The 18,922-nt window shown below is 40.1% G+C and carries 15 protein-coding genes; 10 read left to right on the top strand and 5 right to left on the bottom strand.

What is annotated here, in order from left to right; genetic code table 11:
• Positions 1-282 precede the first annotated feature (282 nt).
• Entirely contained in the window at positions 283-1,629 is a 1,347-nt protein-coding gene (locus FD725_RS25455) for a GTP-binding protein (RefSeq protein WP_179051691.1), read from the bottom strand.
• Between the two features lie 163 nt (positions 1,630-1,792).
• On the opposite strand from FD725_RS25455, the gene FD725_RS25450 reads away from it, so the two are divergent.
• From FD725_RS25450 to FD725_RS25435, 4 genes are all read left to right on the top strand, one after another.
• Complete coding sequence (locus FD725_RS25450) at positions 1,793-2,881, top strand: AAA family ATPase (protein ID WP_179050718.1); 1,089 nt, start codon at positions 1,793-1,795, stop codon at positions 2,879-2,881.
• Entirely contained in the window at positions 2,878-3,150 is a 273-nt protein-coding gene (locus tag FD725_RS25445) for a DUF4276 family protein (protein WP_256871756.1), read from the top strand. Before FD725_RS25450 ends, FD725_RS25445 begins: the two co-directional genes overlap by 4 nt.
• Before the next feature lie 69 nt (positions 3,151-3,219).
• The gene (locus FD725_RS25440; protein WP_256871754.1) at positions 3,220-4,713 is read left to right on the top strand and encodes an AAA family ATPase; all 1,494 of its coding nucleotides are present in this window, start codon (positions 3,220-3,222) and stop codon (positions 4,711-4,713) included.
• Complete coding sequence (locus tag FD725_RS25435) at positions 4,706-5,527, top strand: hypothetical protein (RefSeq protein WP_179050716.1); 822 nt, start codon at positions 4,706-4,708, stop codon at positions 5,525-5,527. The genes FD725_RS25440 and FD725_RS25435 overlap by 8 nt, the downstream gene beginning before the upstream one ends.
• Positions 5,528-5,556: 29 nt before the next feature.
• On the opposite strand, the gene FD725_RS25430 is transcribed toward FD725_RS25435, so the two are convergent.
• Positions 5,557-6,510: a glycosyltransferase family A protein gene (locus FD725_RS25430; protein ID WP_179050715.1), complete on the bottom strand. Its 954-nt coding sequence runs from the start codon at positions 6,508-6,510 to the stop codon at positions 5,557-5,559.
• Between the two features lie 226 nt (positions 6,511-6,736).
• On the opposite strand from FD725_RS25430, the gene FD725_RS25425 reads away from it, so the two are divergent.
• Both FD725_RS25425 and FD725_RS25420 read left to right on the top strand, forming a co-directional pair.
• Positions 6,737-7,969 carry a glycosyltransferase family 4 protein gene (locus FD725_RS25425; RefSeq protein ID WP_179050714.1) on the top strand — a complete coding sequence of 411 codons (1,233 nt, stop codon included), beginning with the start codon at positions 6,737-6,739 and terminating at the stop codon, positions 7,967-7,969.
• 218 nt (positions 7,970-8,187) lie between these two features.
• A complete protein-coding gene (locus tag FD725_RS25420) occupies positions 8,188-9,441 on the top strand; it encodes a hypothetical protein (protein WP_179050713.1) in 1,254 nt (417 codons plus the stop codon).
• A 14-nt stretch (positions 9,442-9,455) separates the two neighbouring features.
• Here the strand turns inward: FD725_RS25420 and ftsH are convergent, their stop codons facing one another.
• Positions 9,456-11,363 (bottom strand): ATP-dependent zinc metalloprotease FtsH, encoded by a 1,908-nt coding sequence (ftsH, locus tag FD725_RS25415; protein ID WP_179050712.1) that lies wholly within the window; start codon positions 11,361-11,363, stop codon positions 9,456-9,458.
• 529 nt (positions 11,364-11,892) lie between these two features.
• On the opposite strand from ftsH, the gene FD725_RS25410 reads away from it, so the two are divergent.
• Together FD725_RS25410 and FD725_RS25405 are read left to right on the top strand one after the other, a co-directional pair.
• Entirely contained in the window at positions 11,893-12,699 is an 807-nt protein-coding gene (locus FD725_RS25410) for a Uma2 family endonuclease (RefSeq protein ID WP_179050711.1), read from the top strand.
• Positions 12,700-13,013: 314 nt separating this feature from the next.
• Entirely contained in the window at positions 13,014-14,708 is a 1,695-nt protein-coding gene (locus FD725_RS25405) for a peptidoglycan-binding protein (protein WP_179050710.1), read from the top strand.
• A 6-nt stretch (positions 14,709-14,714) separates the two neighbouring features.
• Here the strand turns inward: FD725_RS25405 and FD725_RS25400 are convergent, their stop codons facing one another.
• On the bottom strand, positions 14,715-15,197 hold the full coding sequence (locus tag FD725_RS25400) for a hypothetical protein (protein ID WP_179050709.1): 483 nt from the start codon (positions 15,195-15,197) through the stop codon (positions 14,715-14,717).
• A gap of 691 nt (positions 15,198-15,888) precedes the next feature.
• Here FD725_RS25400 and FD725_RS25395 point away from each other — a divergent pair.
• Positions 15,889-17,439, top strand: a complete 1,551-nt coding sequence (locus FD725_RS25395) for a mercuric reductase (RefSeq protein ID WP_179050708.1) — start codon at positions 15,889-15,891, stop codon at positions 17,437-17,439.
• Between the two features lie 213 nt (positions 17,440-17,652).
• The gene (locus FD725_RS25390) at positions 17,653-17,982 is read left to right on the top strand and encodes a hypothetical protein (RefSeq protein ID WP_179050707.1); all 330 of its coding nucleotides are present in this window, start codon (positions 17,653-17,655) and stop codon (positions 17,980-17,982) included.
• A 172-nt stretch (positions 17,983-18,154) separates the two neighbouring features.
• Here the strand turns inward: FD725_RS25390 and FD725_RS25385 are convergent, their stop codons facing one another.
• On the bottom strand, positions 18,155-18,760 hold the full coding sequence (locus FD725_RS25385; RefSeq protein WP_179050706.1) for a DUF411 domain-containing protein: 606 nt from the start codon (positions 18,758-18,760) through the stop codon (positions 18,155-18,157).
• Positions 18,761-18,922 lie beyond the last annotated feature (162 nt).

The following is an 18,922-nucleotide window of genomic DNA, read 5'->3' as shown; positions in this document are numbered from 1 at the left end:
TGTAAGCTCTTATGCTCTTAAGAACTGACAATTTCTAGTTTAGATAAGCTTCCCAAGAAAGTGTGGTGGTAAAAACCGCCATATTTTGAGCAAATCTGCTTGGGAATTCTCGTCTTTTCATATCTAATGACCACAGGTAAAAATGCTGTAGTAGTCTGACTATGAGCAAATTCCTGCCATTCCTTTTATATTGCCTCTAAAAATCAAATTTGGGGGCAATTATCAGGGGAATTTGATAGAAGTTGACAATTTATCAATCAGGGAAATAATTTTTATTTATTCTCAATATTTCATACCTAATTCTTGTTGCAACCGATACAGAATTGTATTTTTATCTACTTGTGAAAGGATTTCTTGAATGACAGTACTAGCACCTAATTGTCCCCAAGTGCAGCCTTTTTCTAGATATATTTGGGCAGCTTTCCCCACAGCATAGGCTCCATAACCAGCGATTCCGGCTTGAGCGATCGCACTCCCCGCAAAGGCAGTAATATTGGTAGGATTATCCCCACTGGTTAAGGCCGCAGTACTCTTACCTAAACCAAAGAGCAAACCACTAGCCAATTCTCCCAGTAATAAGCCACCAGAACTGAATAAAATGGTTTTAAAAACTTTCCCAGCTTCAAAGCTAGTCATGGGCAAGCCATACAACCGTGCTAAGGAACGTATCAGCGCTAAATCAGCAAAGGTTCCCCCGATGATATCTAAAAAAGCCACAGGATTTAACCCCACAGCCAGGGCTTTGTACTTAGTAAATTGCCAGATGATATCTTCCGCTTCTTGTTGGCGGATGTCAATAGTTTTTTGAGCGATCGCTGCTTCGGCATCCCGTGCTTGAATTAGGGCATTTAAAGCTAAGAGCGATCGGCCTTCTCGGTTGAGAATGTTTAAAATAGTCTGTCTAAGTTCATGTACCTGTGGCGGTGGTGTTTCCCATTCGTAACTCACCCTCCCATCAGGCCATTCCACCCTGACTTCCATCGGTGCAGGTTCCGCCGCCACCATGACAATTTCATCTGGTAACAAAGGCTTGGCTTGGGGATTCCCCGCACCTAGTTGTTGTAGATTTTGATAAATTGCTCCCCTGTCTGTATCCGGGTATAAATCAATCTTATTAAATACCAAAATCAATGGTTTTTGCGCATGTCTTAATTCTAACAGTGTTTGGTATTCAGTCCGGGTAATATCACCAGATACTACAAACAAAATCAAATCAGCCTGCTGCACCACATCCCGCGCCATTTTTGCCCGTGACTCTCCCTGAATCTCATCCAGCCCAGGTGTATCAATTAATTCTACTATCACCTTGTCACCCGGTTGCCAGCGCACAGAACGCGGCCATTGCGTCACACCATTAAGGGGGCCAGTCTGCAAAATCTTACTCCCCAGCAAGGCATTCAACACCGCCGACTTACCCCGACTCACTAACCCAAAAACGGCAATTCTAATCACATTAGAGTCTAGCTTGCTGAGTGTGGCGTTTAATATTTCCAATTCTGGCTTCACAAAACCAGCCAATTCTGGGTTAGATGATAAATGTCCTGACTTGCGAAGATATCCATACCAAGACAGTGCTTGTCTAAGACTGGCACGGGCGCGGTTTAAATGAGTTTCTTGCAAATTTCCCACGGAGTTAGGTTGATTCAAGGTTGGATAAACAACAGGCTACATATCTATTGTGATCTAATTACCAACTTGTCTGCGTTAAATGGCTGAACAAAATTAAATATACTCATATACAAAATAAAATGAAACTAGCAGCTAAAAATCCTGTTTATTGGGAGACTGTTCTATGACGGGGATGAACAGTAACAAACAATTGTCGAGAATAGTCTTAAAAGGCTTCAAGTCAATTGCCTCGTGTGACTTGGAATTCTCCAGACTGAATATTTTGATTGGCGCTAATGGGGCAGGAAAATCCAATTTTATCGGCTTCTTCCGCATGGTTGGGCAGTTGCTGGAGCAGAACCTACAAGTTTTTGTCAGTCGCCAAGGCAGTCCTGATGCCTTATTGCATTTTGGCAGGAAAACAACGGAGCAATTAGAGTTTCAGCTATACTTCGGTGATAATGGGTACTTCGCCACCTTGGAAGCAACCAAAGATAATCGCTTGATGTTCGCTAGAGAATCCTTTTGGTGGAACATGAGTGGTGAACATGAACTAGGTAGAGGTCATTTTGAGACAAAAGCTTTCACTGGCACAGAAACCCAAATTAATCAGTATGTTTTGTCAGCCATGCAGCAATGGCGAGTTTATCATTTTCATGATACGAGTGACAGTGCTTACATAAAACAACTGCACGGTATCAATGACAATGCTTATCTGCGTCCTGATGCCCGCAACCTTGCATCCTTTCTCTATCTGTTGCGTGACAGTTACCCGGCATCCTATCAAAGAATCATCAAAACCATTCGGCTTGTTGCACCGTTCTTTGGGGACTTTTATCTGCGTCCTGTTCCTCAAAACAAGGAAGTGATTGAGTTGGAATGGTTTGAGCGAGGACAGGATATTCCGTTTAAGGCACACTTGCTTTCGGATGGTACGCTGCGTTTTATGTGTTTAGCAACGGTTTTTCTACAACCTGAAGACCTCCAGCCAGAAACTATTCTAGTTGATGAGCCAGAACTAGGACTTCATCCCTATGCTATTACAGTGCTGGCTGCGCTGATGCGTACTGCCTCTAAACAAGTGATTGTTTCTACTCAGTCCGTCGAACTGCTCAACGAATTTGTGGCTAACGATGTGATTGTTGTAGACCGTAATCAAGGGACATCCTCCCTACGCAGGCTGAATCAGGATGAGTTGTCAGCATGGCTATTAGATTATAGCTTGGGTGAGCTTTGGCGGAAGAATCTTCTAGGCGGGAGACCAGCACGATGATTCGAGTCAATGTTTTTGTAGAAGGGCAAACTGAGGAAACTTTTGTTAGAGAATTGCTTTACGGGTATTTTCTAGAGAAAAATATCTACCTCAATCCGATTCTTGTCAAAACCAGTTCTACTGGTAAGGGTGGGGTGGTCAGTTATGCCAAAATCAAGCCCCAATTAAATCGTAAGTGCTTGGAAGACAAAACAGCGATCGCCACTACAATGTTTGATATGTACGCCTTACCTAACGATTTTCCAGAGAGCTTAATGTTTTTTCAATGAAAGCAAAATTTGCTACACAGTAAACATTTTGGGATATAATGATACAACTAAATGTATTACTATGGTAGTATGAATGCTGATTACATCTCAACTCTGCAAAACATTTTTCGAGCAATTACATTAAGTAGTAATGAGTCTGATGTTGAGCAAAAAGTGGTAATTCCTCTCTTGCGTATTCTTGGATATACTAGTGCTGACTGGCAATCTCAAGTAGTAGTTTTACAATCCAAACTTGATTTTTTAGTAGGGCAACCAGACTCAAAGTTAGTCATACCTGCTTATTTAATTATTGAAGTAAAAGCACCTAGTAAGAACATTGCTCACAGTGTTTGGCAGATTAATAATTATATGAGGAGTACAGGATCTGTTCTTGGTCTATTAACCAATGGTTATAACTTTCGTATACTTTATAATTGTGAAGAAAAAATTACAACGATAGCAGAGTATTCACAACCAACTCTTATTGATAAATACAGCCTGTTTCATAAAGTTTTATCTAAAAAAACTTATTTAAACTTTACATCTATTGTGTATAAAACTCAACAAAATATTCGGTTACAGTTTTTAAATTCAATTTCGCAAGCATTAAAACAAGAAGGTATGCTGGGTTTATTTAACAAAACTAAAGCAAATTCTGCACCAAATCAGCAGACTACAGAAGAAAAAGTTGAACTTTCAAATATTAAGAAGGACAAAAAATCGATGATTATTACAGTATTTAATAACAAAGGAGGCGTAGGAAAAACAACTACTACTATAAATCTTGCTGCTGCTTTAAACAAGCTAGGTAAGCGTGTCTTGCTAATTGATATTGATGCTCAAGCTAACTTGACAATGGGACTAGGAATAGATCCATTGGATGACATTGAGCAGAAAGGAAAAAAAGATATTACCCATCTACTGACTGAACCTAGAACTAAGTTAGAAGACACAATAGTTACAACAAGTTGGGGAGATGTTCAATTAGACTTAGTTCCATCACATATTCGCTTGAGTCGAATGGAAACTACTCTTAACCAGACAGTAGATAGTGATCGTTTATTAGCAAAAAAACTGAAAAAACATGATTATGATTTTGTACTTATCGATCCACCTCCCTCTTTTGGTAAAGTTAACAGTATATCGTTAATGGCATCATCAGCTATCCTGATTCCTACTCAGTTATCAGCGTATGCAATTCGAGCTTTGGAATATGTATTGGATAGAACAAATGAGGTAGAGCAGTTAACAGATGAACCTTTACCTATTTTAGGGATAGCTGTTAGTATGTATGATCAAAAATCTTCCAGTTATAACAAGTCTATGGTTGTAAGACTTTTTGATATCTTAGAAAAGAGCGGTGGAATGAACAAAGTGGAGCTTTTTCCAGAAACTACTTGGATTCCGCGTCTGAATATTGTTTCTGTTTGTCAAGATAAAGGATATCCACTGTATCAAGGTGAATTTGACGATAGGTTAACATCTCAAGATAAAGAAGCTGCACAAAAAGTTTTAGAACGGTATATAAATTTAGCTAATCATTTAATTCAAATTACAAATGGAGATTTAAAAAATAATGGATAGTTCAGAACGCCGCTCTCGTATTCGAGCAAATTTAGGTATTGAACCAATTAGTCATGGTCAGGTTTATACTTTTCAAATTGCCATACCTGATTCTGAACAACAAAATATTTCGTTAGAAAGTCGTCAGATAATAGAAGATTCTCTAAATCAACATAAGAGTAATTTAATTCCTCTCATTGTACGCCGTACTGAAGCATACACTGAAGAAGAAGAATATGAGCTTGTCTACGGTGCTGATTGGTGTTTAATTGCTAAAGAACTTGATATTGAGAAACTCTGGGTTTGGGTATTTGATATGACAAACGAGCAAGCTGCTGCTGCTAAAGAAGAAATGCAGCAGTTGCTGAGTAGCGACAGTCATTTTGGAATAGATGAAACCCAACATACAGATATTGGTAAATTAATTGATCAAAAAATAACCCCAATTTATACCAAATTAAACCAACTAGTATCTGCTACTAGTCAGACAAAAGAAAAATTTAATTTTGATGAAAAAATCATAACTATTGAAAACCAATTAAATCAATTATTATCTAAGTTGGAAATACTTATTCAAAAAATTGATCCCCCTTTACCACCAAAAATAAATTTATTAACAGCAACTCATGAGGAAATAGAAGAAAAATTAAAAGATGCTGGAATGTATTCTAAGCAAATTTCGGCTGCATTAGAAGCTGTTAAGTATTGGCTAAAATCTAACCAAGGTTTAACTTGGAAAAATCTAGACAAATCAACTAAATCTGGAGAATATAAAATTAAAAGTTTTGGAAGAGAAACCTATCAAAAACTTAGAAAGATAGCAGAAATTCGCTAACTCATATTTTCGATTATTAGAGGAAAATATTATCTTACTGCTTTCTTCACTAACTTTAACTTGATTAACTTACCTGCTGTTCTCGGCACACCATATAATTTACTAAATACCAGATTCCACAAATAACCATATTGAGGAAAATGCTTGACTAATAACGCATCAGAAATGACATGAAACCTTGGTGGCTTTAAGGCTGGATCTTTGTCGATGTATCGGATTTGTTCTGGTTTCGGCATCCAGTGACCGATGATAGCATCTTTCTCGAAAAAGTTAGCTTGAACAAATAAACCAGACAGTCTATCAAACCCGCTTGAAGGTATCCAAGTGACTGCGCCTAAAACTTTTGTGGCTTGGGAAAGTTCGGGGAGTGCTTGTTGAATTAAGTCGGTGCGCCAAATGATGTTATTGAAGTTTTCAAAGTGATATCCGTCATTGTCTTTTCTGTTGATGAAAGGCCAGATTAAGTAACGCCAATCAAAGTTTTTGTTTAAGGGCGCGATGGGAACTTCTAATAAGCCTTGAAAGTTGCCTTTTTGGTAGGGATAAGGATTTTCTGGTGTTTTTTTACAGATATCTAGTTGTTCGATGTCGGGTATTGGTTCCCAAGGTTGTTTGATGCGTTTTTCGTCGTTAATATCGATATTGAGTTTTTGTAATCTCAGCACCCAACTTTCGGGAAATCGGTGAAAGTATTTAGCTACTGAGTCAGTCACTTGTGGATGTACAAAGTCATCGTCATCTAAGGCTAAAAGATATTTTCCTTGGGCGTTGAGTAAACCCACAAATCTTTGTGGCATTTCGCCTTTGTAGGGACTGATTATTACTGTAATTCTGGGGTCATCTATAGTTCTAATTTTGGTGTTGGGAGGATAAACTAAAATGAATTGGACAGAACCTGTGATTTTTAAAAGATTTTCTAGCCAATAATCAGAAAATTTGCCTAATGTCGGCGTAACTATAGATAGTAGTGGTTGGTTATTCATAATTTAAATAGAATTTCTGGCTGAGAGCTAACTTTGATTTTGGTCTATCTTTTATATGAATACAAATATTTAGATGCTTGTTGGTTGGGTAAGATATAAATTTAGTTTGGTTTTTACTAAGTATACAAGGCGATTTTGGATATTGACATGATTTGCGGCTATATTTTACAAGTAGCAGTAGCAAGTTAGAAAAAATACTAATTATTTAAAGGATTATAGAGTTTATATGCGTATTTTGATGCTGTCATCAACGTTTCCTTATCCACCTAGCCGTGGCGGGACGGAAATTAGAACTTTTAATTTACTCAAGTACCTCCAGCAAAATCATGACGTGACTTTAGTGACACAGTATAACAAGGGTGTGTCGGATGATGAAGTGGCAGAACTACGTAACTATGTTGGTGAACTAGTGATTTTTCCTCTACCGCCGGAACCCCAGTCGGGAAATATGGTAACTGGGTTGTTGGCGAAAACGTCACGGTTTATAGAGTCTGTGGTAAAGGCGACACCACCTAATGTTTTACATCGTTATTCACCGCAGATTCAAGCTTTTGTTGATGGTTGCGTTGCGGGGAAGAAGTATGATGTGATTACCTGTGAGCATAGTGTGAATGAAATATACATCCGTCCGGAGTTTCGTAATACTGTTAATACAGTGATAGATGTTCACAGTTCAGTTTACGGCTGGATGCGGGATCATTTAGAGATGGGTGCAGCTCAAAATGCTCTACGCGATCGCCTATACCTCTCTCTTGTCTTGAAGCGTTACGAACAGCGCTACTGTAGTAAATTTTCGCAGATTGTGGTGACAACACAAGACGATCGCCAAGAATTTCTCAAACTTCGTCCGGATATTGAGATTAAGGTTATTCCCAATGGTGTTGATTTAAATTTGTTTCCTTGTCGTTCTCAAGACCCAGGTGGACATAGTTTAATCTTTGTGGGGGCTATGGATGCTTCTCACAATATTGATGCAGCGCGTTTCTTTGCGTTAGATGTATTCCCAGAATTACAAAAGCGTTATCCTGATGCTACTTTTAGCATTGTTGGTGCAAGACCGACAGCAGAAGTTTTAAATCTTCATCAGATTCCCGGTGTGATTGTGACTGGTAAAGTGCCGTCAATGGTAGATTATCTACATCAATCTACTGTCTGTGTAGTGCCGTTGAGAACGGGTTTTGGGATTAAAAATAAGACTTTAGAAGCAATGGCAGCAGGTGTACCAGTGGTAGCTAGCGATCGCGGTTTAGAAGGACTGGCTGTTGATGGTGATAATATATCGTTAACAGCACTCCGAGCTAATCAACCAGCAGAATATATCACAGCTATTAGTCAACTGTTTGAAGATGGAGAGATGCGATCGCAGTTATCTCACAATGGTAGACAATTGGTAGAAGCTGAGTTTACTTGGGATATGGCAGGTAAGCGTTATGAGCAAGTTTGTCTGGGGAATGTTTAAAGGATGATTTTTACCACAGAGGCACAGCGAAAAGTCGGAGCGGAGGTTTCCTCCGTAGACGCTTTGCGGCTTGCCGCAGGCATCTGAACTTTTCAAGACAGAGACACAAAGGTAAGGTGAAACTTTCACGGCGTTTTTACTTCTTATCAGGTAGATAGGGTTGCATATAATTTGCATCTCCAATCTATTAGTTAATGCTTCTGCTGTGAAGAAAATATATGAAATTTAGTCCTCTGAAAACTCCCTGTGTGTTAATGCTCATCAGTTTGAGCTTTCTGCCAGCTGCTGAGGCTCAAAATCCGGTAAGTCAAGCATCTCAGTTATCTCAAGAAGTGACGACTCTACGGAAACAGGGAAATCAGGGGTTGCAAGTATTTTTAAAAACTTATGCTAATCAACTGAATAATCCCAATGTGAGAATAGCTTTAGATGCACTGTGTCAGCAACGAGATTGTTACGCTTCTCGTCTTTATTGGTACACTGACTTAGAACAAGCCAAAGCAGCAGCACAAGCTAGCGGTAAACCAATTTTATCTCTGCGGTTGTTGGGTAAACTTGATCAAGATTTGAGTTGTGCAAATAGTCGGTTTTTCCGCGTGGCACTTTATCCTAATGCAGAAATATCAAAATTATTGCAAGACCGTTTCATTTTACACTGGCAATCAGTACGTCCTGTACCCAAGGTGACGATTGATTTTGGTGATGGACGCAAGTTAGAAAGAACAATTACAGGTAATAGTATTCACTATATATTAGATGCTTCTGGTCGTCCGCTTGATGCTATTCCTGGATTGTATAGTCCCAAAGCTTTTTTACGCCAATTGCAACAAGCTGAGGTAGCAGCTAAGGAATATCGTCAACTTGCTGGTGTCAATCGCGATCGCTTCTTACAAAAATATCATAGCGATCGCCTGCAAGCTATCCAAACCCAGTGGACAAATGATTTATCGAAGTTGGGTATCAGTTCTCCCCCCAGGCTGACGGCATCACCAAGTAACACGACTCAACCAACAGCAACAGTCGCAGGTTCTTTGGCAGTTTCCAAGATGATTGTAGAGCGTCCACTACTCAGAAATATACAACCTAACAGCCCTGATACCTTAGCAAAAGTTACTGATGAGGAAGCTTGGAACAAGCTAGGGCAACTTTATCTAGCTGATGCCAAACTAGATCAAAATAGCATTGCTTTGATCAAAGCAAAAAGATTCCAGTCCGCTAAAACTCCCACAGATAATCTGTCAAAATTGGTGAATAAATTTGAAACGGCAATGGCTATAGATACAGTCAGAAATGAATATATGCTACACAGTCAAATTCATCAGTGGTTTATGACAAATAATCAGACGAGTAATATCACAATCTTAAACGAAAAGGTATACTCTCAACTATTTCTCACGCCTAATTCTGATCCTTGGTTGGGACTCTCACCCGATGACACATACAACGCCATAGATAATGATGGCATTCGTTAATTAAGCCCAAATTTCTACGCTGGCAAAGAAAGCAATCCTGTTTGCAACCATTCATCCATTTCTGGGGGTTTTTGGACACGGTGGAGATGCGATCGCAATTCTTCCCCCTCCAAAACTTCCTTTTCTAATAAGATTTCAGATGTTTCTCGTAATAGTTCTTGATTAGTTATCAAAATCTTCAAAGCAATTTGATGCGCCCCATCCACTATTTCTTTTACTTCCCAATCAATCACCTCAGAAATCTTTTGACTCACTGGCCGACGAGGATTAGTAAACCCTTCTAAAAACTGTTGTTGTATCTTCTCAAAGGCAATTGGCCCTAGTTTCTGACTCATACCATAGAGTGTGACAAACCGTTCAGCTAAATCAGTGGCTTTTTGAATATCATCGCTAGCACCAGTAGAAACCCTGCCAAAAGTTAATTCTTCTGCCGAACGTCCACCTAAAAGAGCAACAATTCTGCCACGAATTTCATCTTCTGTCATCAAAAAACGGTCTTCTTCTGGTAATTGCAATGTATAGCCCAACGCACCTATACCACGCGGTACAACAGAAATTTTTTCCACACTCCCTGCACTAGGCATTAAAACCCCAATCAACGCATGACCAACTTCATGATAGGCAACTGTTTTCTTCTCCATTTCACTCAATACCCGTGACTTTTTCTCTAAACCTGTTAACAATCGCTCAATTGCTTCCTGGAAATCAGCCATAATCACCTGTTCATGGTTGCGTCGGGCTGCTAAGAGTGCGGCTTCATTGACGAGGTTGGCTAAATCTGCGCCAGCAAATCCGGGAGTTCTGGCAGCTAATTTAGTTAAGTCTACATCAGTGGCTAACTTGACGTATTTGGCATGAATTTTGAGAATAGCTTCTCTGCCTATTTTATCTGGATGGTCTACCAAAATTTGCCTGTCAAATCGACCAGGACGACGCAACGCCGGATCTAACACTTCTGGACGGTTGGTTGCAGCTAACAAAATCACACCTGTGTTGGGATCAAAACCATCCATTTCCGATAGTAATTGGTTGAGAGTTTGTTCTCGCTCATCATTACCACCGATAATCGGGCCAGTTCCGCCTCGTGATTTACCTAAAGCATCTAACTCATCAATAAACACGATACAAGGCGCTTGTTGTTTGGCTTGCTCAAATAAATTACGTACCCGTGCTGCACCAATACCCACAAATAACTCGATAAATTCTGAGCCAGAAATACTAAAAAACGGCACTCCCGCTTCACCTGCGATCGCTTTTGCTAGTAATGTTTTACCTGTACCTGGAGGGCCGATTAATAACACACCCTTGGGGATTTTTGCGCCCAAGCGAGTGTATTTAGCGGCATTTTTGAGAAAATCAACAATTTCTTGTAGTTCGGCTTTGGCTTCGTCAACACCAGCCACATCATTGAAAGTTACCCCTGTTGTACCTTGTCCATAAATGCGGGCATTGCTTTTACCAATTGTTAAAGCGGCTGGCCCTCCCATCTGACTTCGGCTAATTAAAAAACCCCAAATGAAAATAAAAATCAATGGTGGTAATATCCAACTGAGTAAAATAGAAATCCAACTGTTGTGATTAGCAGGAATAGCTGAAACTTGGACATTATATTGTCGCAGAATTTTGGGTAATTCTGTATCTGTTGGCAGTGGTACAGTAGCAAATATCTGACGCGATTTTTCTGTAGTCGGTACTGATTTTAATTCATATTCAATCCGGTCAGAACTAATGACAACACGAGCAACTTGACCAGCCTCAACTTGAGAAACAAAATCACTATAGGGTACTTGTGGATAGCGGGGTTGACCAAACAGAATCAAATTTAACAAAATGAGAAATGCCAACCACAGTATGAAACTACCCCCAAACGGTCTAGTTTCTGGTGGTTTAATTTCCCCATTGCCATCAGTTTCGACTGACATAATTACTCCTTAGTCATTGGTCAATAGTCATTAGTCATTGGTCATTAGTCAATAGTCATTGGTCAGAACTCCCTCACTCAGCACTCAGCACTCAGCACTCCCTCACTCCCTCACTCAGCACTCCCTCACTGCTTAACCTGAAAATTTTATTTATAGTAAAATTGTGAGCGATCGCTATTAGCTTGACTAAACTTAATCAAAGAATTTTCTATTATTGATGCTGGTTATTATTCACTATCTTTATATATATTATCCTTGCATAATATTTTACTTCAACTATCAAAATAAATAAAAATCTTCAAAGGATGTGCAAAAAATCTGATGCGACAATTAAACTCTGTAATATGCTCGTAAATTAACCTTTTTAATTAATTAAGACCAGGCTGATATAATACAGTCTCTGCATTTAAAGCAATTTCCGTAAATTACCAGAGTTATTGTGTAAATTATTCAGTGGTTTCCCCGCTTTTTGGTAGTTTAGATATTATGATAAAAAATGGGTCAATGCTAATAAGGGAGCGTTATTATTATGTCTCTAGAAACCACCACAGCAGTAACCAACCCACCAGAGGAAATAGCGGAGTGGATAGATCCACCTACGCCACCTACAAATTTAATTTTTGACGACGGAGTACCTTTGGAAAGCAACCGCCATCGCATCGCCATTAATGCTCTAATTCGGTCATTACAGCAAGCCTGGGCAGACCGTAATGATTACTTCACGGGGGGTAATATGTTTGTATATTACAGCAGCGCCCAAGTGAAAAACCGTGATTTTAAGGGGCCTGATTTTTTTGTTGTCTTAGATGTTGATGGTAGTTATCCTCGTCAAGGTTGGGTTGTCTGGGATGAAAATGGACGTTATCCAGATGTGATTGTTGAGCTTTTATCAGAAAGCACCCAGAGAATAGACAAAGTTACCAAAAAACAATTATATGAAAGGGTCTTTCACACACCAGATTATTTTATCTTTAACCCATTTGATCCCAACTCACTCCAAGGTTGGCATCTAGATTCTTACCAGAAATATCAACCCCTGGAACTAGATAGTCGTGGCTGGCTTTGGTGCGAAGCATTAGGTTTTTATTTGGGAACCTGGGAAGGTTGTATTGATAGAGAAACGGGTGTGTGGCTAAGATTTTATGATCAGACTGGAAATTTAGTATTGTTGCCAGAAGAAGCAGCTGTCCAGCGTGCGGAACAAGAAAGCCAGCGTGCTGAACAAGAAAACCAACGTGCGGAACAAGAAAGCCAACGTGCGGAACAAGAACGTCAACGTGCTGAACGTCTAGCAGCACGCTTGTTAGAACTGGGAGAAAACCCAGATTTGTTGTAAATTCTGATACCTGTTGTCGGTGATACTTCTCTCCTGATTCCACGAAAATCACTAGTCAGCAAGACTAGATAACCGTGTGGATTTGGCAGCCCTCATACCAATTTGAAAAAAGAATGCAACAGATACACACTTTCAAACCCTTGTTATATCTGGCTTGCTTAATTTTGAATTTTGAATTGGTATAAGTAGGGCGATCGCCTTTCATCCCCATTTGCCAAAACATATTATACAGTTGACCAATTTTATAAGTATAAATAAATAAATGAGTTATAATTTTTACAAAATATATCCTGGTCTTGGTTACTTCCCCAACTATGGACACACTTGCTTACTTGCATTTAGCTGAGACTTATGAGACATCTGCCAACGATGTCTGCGTACAAAAACTAAATTGGACAACAAATAGCAGCAGAGCTTTGATGCTAGCGGTTTCCTTTGCGATGGGTTCATTGAATTTTTCTAACCCAGCCGTGGCTCTCAAAAAAGGTCACAGAAATGCGCAAGTGGTGGCTCTCCAACAAAAGCTGCAAGCAACTGGATATTTTAACCAAGAGCCTACAGGATATTTTGGTGCTGTCACGGAAGCAGCTGTGATTAAATTCCAAAAAGCTCATGGATTAACTGCTGATGGGGTTGTTGGTAGGGAAACTTTGGTTTTACTGGAATCTAATGTAGCTCCGGTGGATAAACCAGCACAGGTAGCTGCTCAATCTTCGCTGAAAAAGGGTGACGAAAGCGATCGCGTCATCTCTCTGCAAGAAAAACTGCAAGCAGACGGATATTTTTTGGGAGTAATTACAGGCAAGTTTGACACGGCAACAGCAACAGCCGTGATAAAATTCCAAAAAGCTAACAAGCTCTATGCTGATGGGATTGTCGGACAAAAAACATCATCAGTTTTAGAATCGAGTTCGCGGGTATTAGCCTCATCACTCGCAAACACAACTCCACTACAACCATTCATCCAAGATACTTCTCAACCCCTCGAAAATGCTCCAGTCAATGCTCCTAGTCCTTCAGGGCAGATGACACTAATTAAAACTATTTCTGGCAAAATTTCCCCAAAATCGGTAGTTTATTCAGGGAATGGTCTATTTTTTGCCCAGAATATGATGTATAATCATAATATTACTGTCTACAATCGAGACTATAAGTTAGTTAAAGTAATTCCTGACGAAGTAGATTTGTCAAAATACGGTTATTCTCAATTTAAAGGTAAGTATAAAGGCGCTCCAGTTGAGGCTAGTTTTTCCCACAACGGCAAGTATGCTTGGGTGTCTAACTATCAAATGTATGGTCGTGGCTTTAACAATCCTGGTAGTGATCAATGCAATCCATCCCAAAATACTGACAAGAGTTTTTTATATCGCATCAATACCGAAACTCTGAAGATTGATAGTGTGATTCCGGTTGGTTCTGTACCCAAATTTGTCGCCACTTCTCCCGATGAACAATTAATCCTCGTAAGTAACTGGTGTTCTTGGGATTTGAGTGTGGTAGACGCTCAGAAAAATCAGGAAATTCACAGGATTAAATTAGGTCGATATCCGCGCGGAATTGCTGTCAATGCCACATCAGAAAAAGCCTATGTTGCTGTCATGGGTTCCTACGAAATTGCTGAAGTTGACCTCAGAGATTTTTCTGTCAAATGGCTCAGAAATATTGGTCATTCGCCACGTCATCTGAATATTGATCCGGCTGGTAAATACCTTTATGCGTCTTTAAATGGTGAAGGTAAAATAGCCAAGATTAGTTTACCTCAAGGCAAGTTAGTCCAGAAAGTCTCTACAGGTAATGCTCCCAGAAGCATGGTTTTATCGGATGATGGTCAAAGGCTTTACGTTGTGAACTACGGTGAAAATACAGTTAGTAAAGTCCGTACTAGTGACATGAAAGTTTTACAAAAAGTCAATGTTGAACCTAATCCCATCGGCATTACTTACGATCCACAAACTAGGGAAGTTTGGGTAGCTTGTTATTCTGGTAATATTATGATTTTTCAGGATTAATTACCATTAGGGAGAGGTTTTTTGGAAGTAATCCTTAGTTGCATAGTCAGCCCGACCACTGTTGTCTTTGAATTGAGCTAATGTGATTACCTCTAATTGATTATTTTGTATCCTAGCCCACACCCATTTATCAGCAAATCCCTGGTTATATTTTCCCCGCACCCACGGAGCCTGTTGGTAAACATTTGTCCAGCCCCAGTCACAGGCGGTGGGATGGCAGGAACCATAGAGCCGGATTTTTCCCACATCAGTGGGTTGGGGTTGACAGTTGCCATTTGGACATAAGATCACATCATGGCAACTAGAGCGATATTCGGCTTTCACTAGGGAGCGAGTATTAGGATTCACATTTTGCCAAACACCATCCATGGGGTTGGCTGCACAAATAGCCTGTGCCGATTCTGGTAAAGAAATCATTGCAATTGTGGTTAAGCCCCAAATGCTCAGTGCTTGGATTCCTGCGAGTAAAGTTGTGAATGATTTGGACATGATTTTTGTCCTCAGTTTTTAGTTTGTAGTGTTCTTACAAAGCTCTTAATGCCGCGAACACCAGAGCCTATAGCTATCTAAAACCTGGGTACATCTCACCACAAAAAGGCATGGAATGCAATCATTCATGAGTTGGGTAAAACGAAGTGAAACCTAACATCAAGCCTCGATATTTCTGACCCCTTTTTATGGTTAAGTGTACTAAGTAAACCCTTGTAGTCTAAGTGAACAGAATTGTGAAAAAGCCGTTTGAGTTAATTTATCAGTCAATGTAAGAAAAATTTAGTTATTGTTAACAAGTAAACTTTTCAACATTTACTAAATACAATTTTTCAAGGCTGGCTTTGATTATTTATTGCCCAGAGTAAAAAATAGATCTGATTTCAAACTAGCAAAAAACTTTGATTCAGAAAAAGAAGTGATAAAAACCTTAACTATTTAGCACGTGCGATTTAGTAGCTGCGATCGCATAGAATTATTGTGAGGTATTAGTTAAGACAACTCTTTCCCAGATGCCACAGCACAATGAAACTGTACCCATGAGGCTTTGAGATATCCATCTGAGAACGGCTATAGTCGCAGTAGAAAATAAAAGACAATTTCTTGATGCCTTTCTTATACCAATTTCCTTTAAAAATGATATCAAAATTAGGGTGGGCTAAACTTGATATTGCTGAGAGAGGTTCCACCGATGTCAAATTCAGAGCTAGAGAGAGTCATCGTCCGCCCAGTGGATGAGTATAATCAGAAATTAGTTGCTCATGTACATCCATCCAATTGGGTAAATCCCCAACCAGCTGATAATTATGACTTGGTGGTAATTGGTGCGGGTACAGCAGGCTTAGTAGTGGCGGCGGGTGCAGCAGGCTTGGGTTTGGGTTTAAAGGTAGCGTTGATTGAAAAGCATCTCATGGGTGGAGATTGCTTGAATGTGGGTTGTGTCCCTTCTAAAACTATCATCCGATCTTCGCGGTTGGTAGGGGAAGTTGGCAATGCTAAAAATCTGGGAATAAATATTCCCCAACAACAAGTTGATATCGATTTTCCCGCAGTTATGGCAAGGATGCGGCGAATTCGTGCCGGAATTAGCCATCATGACTCGGTGGAACGCTTTGCATCCTTGGGTGTTGATGTTTTCTTAGGTAGCGGTCGATTTACTAGCAAAAATACTGTAGAAGTTGCAGGTAAGACTCTCAAGTTTAGAAAAGCTGTGATTGCTACTGGTGCAAGAGCCGCAAAACCGCCGATTTTGGGAATTGAGCAAGTCGGATATCTGACCAATGAAACGGTTTTTTCTCTCATCCAAAAACCAGAAAGGTTAGCAGTAATTGGTGGAGGCCCCATCGGTTGCGAATTAGCACAAGCCTTTCGGCGTTTGGGTAGTGAGGTGGTGCTGATACATAGCGGTTCTCACATTTTAAATAAAGAAGATGCGGATGCAGCCGAAATTGTCCAACAAGTTTTCATTAAAGAAGGTATTCGCCTGGTTTTAAATGCCAAGGTGGAAGAAGTAGTTAGCGTCACTGAAGGAAAGCGGTTGTACTTTTCTGCTCATGGTTATCGTGATTCTGTAACAGTGGATGAAATTTTGGTGGGTGCAGGACGTGTGCCGAATGTGGAAGGACTGAATTTAGAATTGGTGGGGGTAGAGTATGACACACGCCGGGGTGTGAAGGTAAATGATTATCTGCAAACGACGCATCCCAAGATATATGCGGCTGGTGATATCTGCATGGACTGGAAGTTTACCCATGCAGCAGATGCAGCTGCAAGAATTGTCATCAAAAATACGCTGTTTTCTCCTTTTGGCTGGGGAAGGTCGAAACTGAGTAGTTTAGTGATGCCTTGGGTGACGTATACTGATCCAGAAATTGCTCATGTGGGATTGTATGCACAGGAAGCGCAAAAACAAGGGATAAAGGTAGAGACAATACACATTCCTTTTAGTAGTGTAGATCGAGCGATCGCTGATGGGGAAGAAGGCGGATTTCTCAAAATTCTCCACAAACAAGGCTCTGATGAAATCATCGGTGCAACCATTGTGGCAACCCACGCCGGTGAAATGATTTCCGAAATCACTACCGCCATTGTTCACAAAATCGGGTTAAGTAAGTTAAGTAGCGTCATTCATCCCTATCCCACCCAAGCAGAAGCCATCAAAAAAGCCGCAGACGCATATCGTCGCACGCTTCTCACACCTAATACCAAGAAACTTTTAGGATTTTTAACTAAAATTTCTTAATTAAATTTGGACATAATTCAACGTGAGTCTCCAAGGAATTCGACACTCATCACTCTATTACCCAATACCCAGTACCCAGTCCCCTCTTACCCATTCCCCAACCTTTACCTTCGTGCCTTTTAAAGATTTAACGTATGATAAAAAAACAATGGCGAGTTGATGCTGTAATGCCAGTACCCGACAGTTAAATAAATAAATGCTCTTGGAGTAACCATGACCAAACCAATGCCTGAAAAGTTTGATAGACAGCCATCATCTGAGCCTGAAGAACCAGAACAGTTCTTTCCCACGCAACATCTGAAAGTCTCCCAAACCACAGATGTAGGGCAACTATTGGTTTGCGAATGCCGTAATTGCTCGTCACCCCTATCTATTGAAGTGGTTTTCCTCACACCTCAAAACTCAAAACCCAGACCAAAGAGTAAAACTGACACGAAACCAGACAATGAAGTAAAGTGTCCTAACTGTGGACGAGTCCCCATTTTTCTGGAAGGCTGTGTTGTGACATCAATTGTTCAACTTCCTTCCTCACCTTGGCAATAGTCACAATAGTCATTAGTCAATGGTCAATGGTCAATAGTCAATAGTTTTGAGTGAGGAGTGGTGTTAATGGTAGGGGAGGGATGCAGATCGTCTTGAGTAATGAGTATTGAGTGATAGTTGCTACTACCTATCACTTATCACTTATCACCTATCACTTATCACCTATCACCTGTCACCTATCACCTATCACCCAGTTACTAAACACGCCGACTTTGTGATCTTGGTCGAAGAACAGTACACTAAATGGGTCTTTTTTGTCGCCTATCTCCATCCCTGGAGTGCCTAAAGGCATTTGTGGAACCGATAAGCCAGCAACTTGAGGCTTTTCTTGTAGCAGGCGTTTGATATCTTGTGCTGGTACGTGTCCCTCAATGACGTATCCATCAACAATTGCTGTGTGACAAGAGGTCAAGTTATCAGGTACGTTGAACTTGTGTTTGATAGCCTCAATGTTAGTGGTGGGAATATCTTTGACTGTAAAACCTTGGGATTTTAAATGGTCAATCCATCCACCACAACAGCTACAGTCAGGACTACGATATACAGTAGTTATAGGGATTGTTTGTGAATGCTGATTGTTGTCAGTGATGCCGGGTTTAGTAGTGACAACAACCGGAGATGAAAAAACAACTTGAGCATGACTGACAGGAATATTGCTGAGAAATACCCCCAATATCCCGACCATGAGGCAAAACCAGATCATGAGTTGATCAAAGATGTATATGATGATAGAACGTAGCAACTTTTGCCGCCACAGAAGAAATAGTTTTTGTAACATCTGAATATTGCCTGATAAGGGTAGGTATTTATCAATCAATAGGTCAAATTTTTTAGTGAGCGATCGCCACTTTTATCATACTACTTAAGTCTTCCTTTTTTAGTTTCGCTGACAAGGCAAACCAATACAGGCATCACATCGGATTCCTGTGTATCAATACAT

Source organism: Nostoc sp. TCL26-01 (genome assembly GCF_013393945.1).
In the GTDB taxonomy this organism is placed as follows: Bacteria; Cyanobacteriota; Cyanobacteriia; order Cyanobacteriales; family Nostocaceae; genus Trichormus.
Note: the sequence above shows the minus strand (reverse complement) of the source record. Positions and strands in the feature narration are given on the sequence as shown.

What these genes read in the sequence shown, in the direction of transcription:
- FD725_RS25435 (WP_179050716.1), top strand. Translation starts at nt 4,706, where the DNA reads ATGGATAGTTCAGAACGCCGCTCTCGTATTCGAGCAAATTTAGGTATT.
- FD725_RS25385 (WP_179050706.1), bottom strand. Translation starts at nt 18,760, where the DNA reads ATGTTACAAAAACTATTTCTTCTGTGGCGGCAAAAGTTGCTACGTTCT.
- FD725_RS25420 (WP_179050713.1), top strand. Translation starts at nt 8,188, where the DNA reads ATGAAATTTAGTCCTCTGAAAACTCCCTGTGTGTTAATGCTCATCAGT.
- FD725_RS25395 (WP_179050708.1), top strand. Translation starts at nt 15,889, where the DNA reads ATGTCAAATTCAGAGCTAGAGAGAGTCATCGTCCGCCCAGTGGATGAG.
- FD725_RS25390 (WP_179050707.1), top strand. Translation starts at nt 17,653, where the DNA reads ATGACCAAACCAATGCCTGAAAAGTTTGATAGACAGCCATCATCTGAG.
- FD725_RS25425 (WP_179050714.1), top strand. Translation starts at nt 6,737, where the DNA reads ATGCGTATTTTGATGCTGTCATCAACGTTTCCTTATCCACCTAGCCGT.
- FD725_RS25440 (WP_256871754.1), top strand. Translation starts at nt 3,220, where the DNA reads ATGAATGCTGATTACATCTCAACTCTGCAAAACATTTTTCGAGCAATT.
- FD725_RS25445 (WP_256871756.1), top strand. Translation starts at nt 2,878, where the DNA reads ATGATTCGAGTCAATGTTTTTGTAGAAGGGCAAACTGAGGAAACTTTT.
- FD725_RS25430 (WP_179050715.1), bottom strand. Translation starts at nt 6,510, where the DNA reads ATGAATAACCAACCACTACTATCTATAGTTACGCCGACATTAGGCAAA.
- FD725_RS25405 (WP_179050710.1), top strand. Translation starts at nt 13,014, where the DNA reads ATGGACACACTTGCTTACTTGCATTTAGCTGAGACTTATGAGACATCT.
- FD725_RS25450 (WP_179050718.1), top strand. Translation starts at nt 1,793, where the DNA reads ATGACGGGGATGAACAGTAACAAACAATTGTCGAGAATAGTCTTAAAA.
- FD725_RS25400 (WP_179050709.1), bottom strand. Translation starts at nt 15,197, where the DNA reads ATGTCCAAATCATTCACAACTTTACTCGCAGGAATCCAAGCACTGAGC.
- FD725_RS25410 (WP_179050711.1), top strand. Translation starts at nt 11,893, where the DNA reads ATGTCTCTAGAAACCACCACAGCAGTAACCAACCCACCAGAGGAAATA.
- ftsH (WP_179050712.1), bottom strand. Translation starts at nt 11,363, where the DNA reads ATGTCAGTCGAAACTGATGGCAATGGGGAAATTAAACCACCAGAAACT.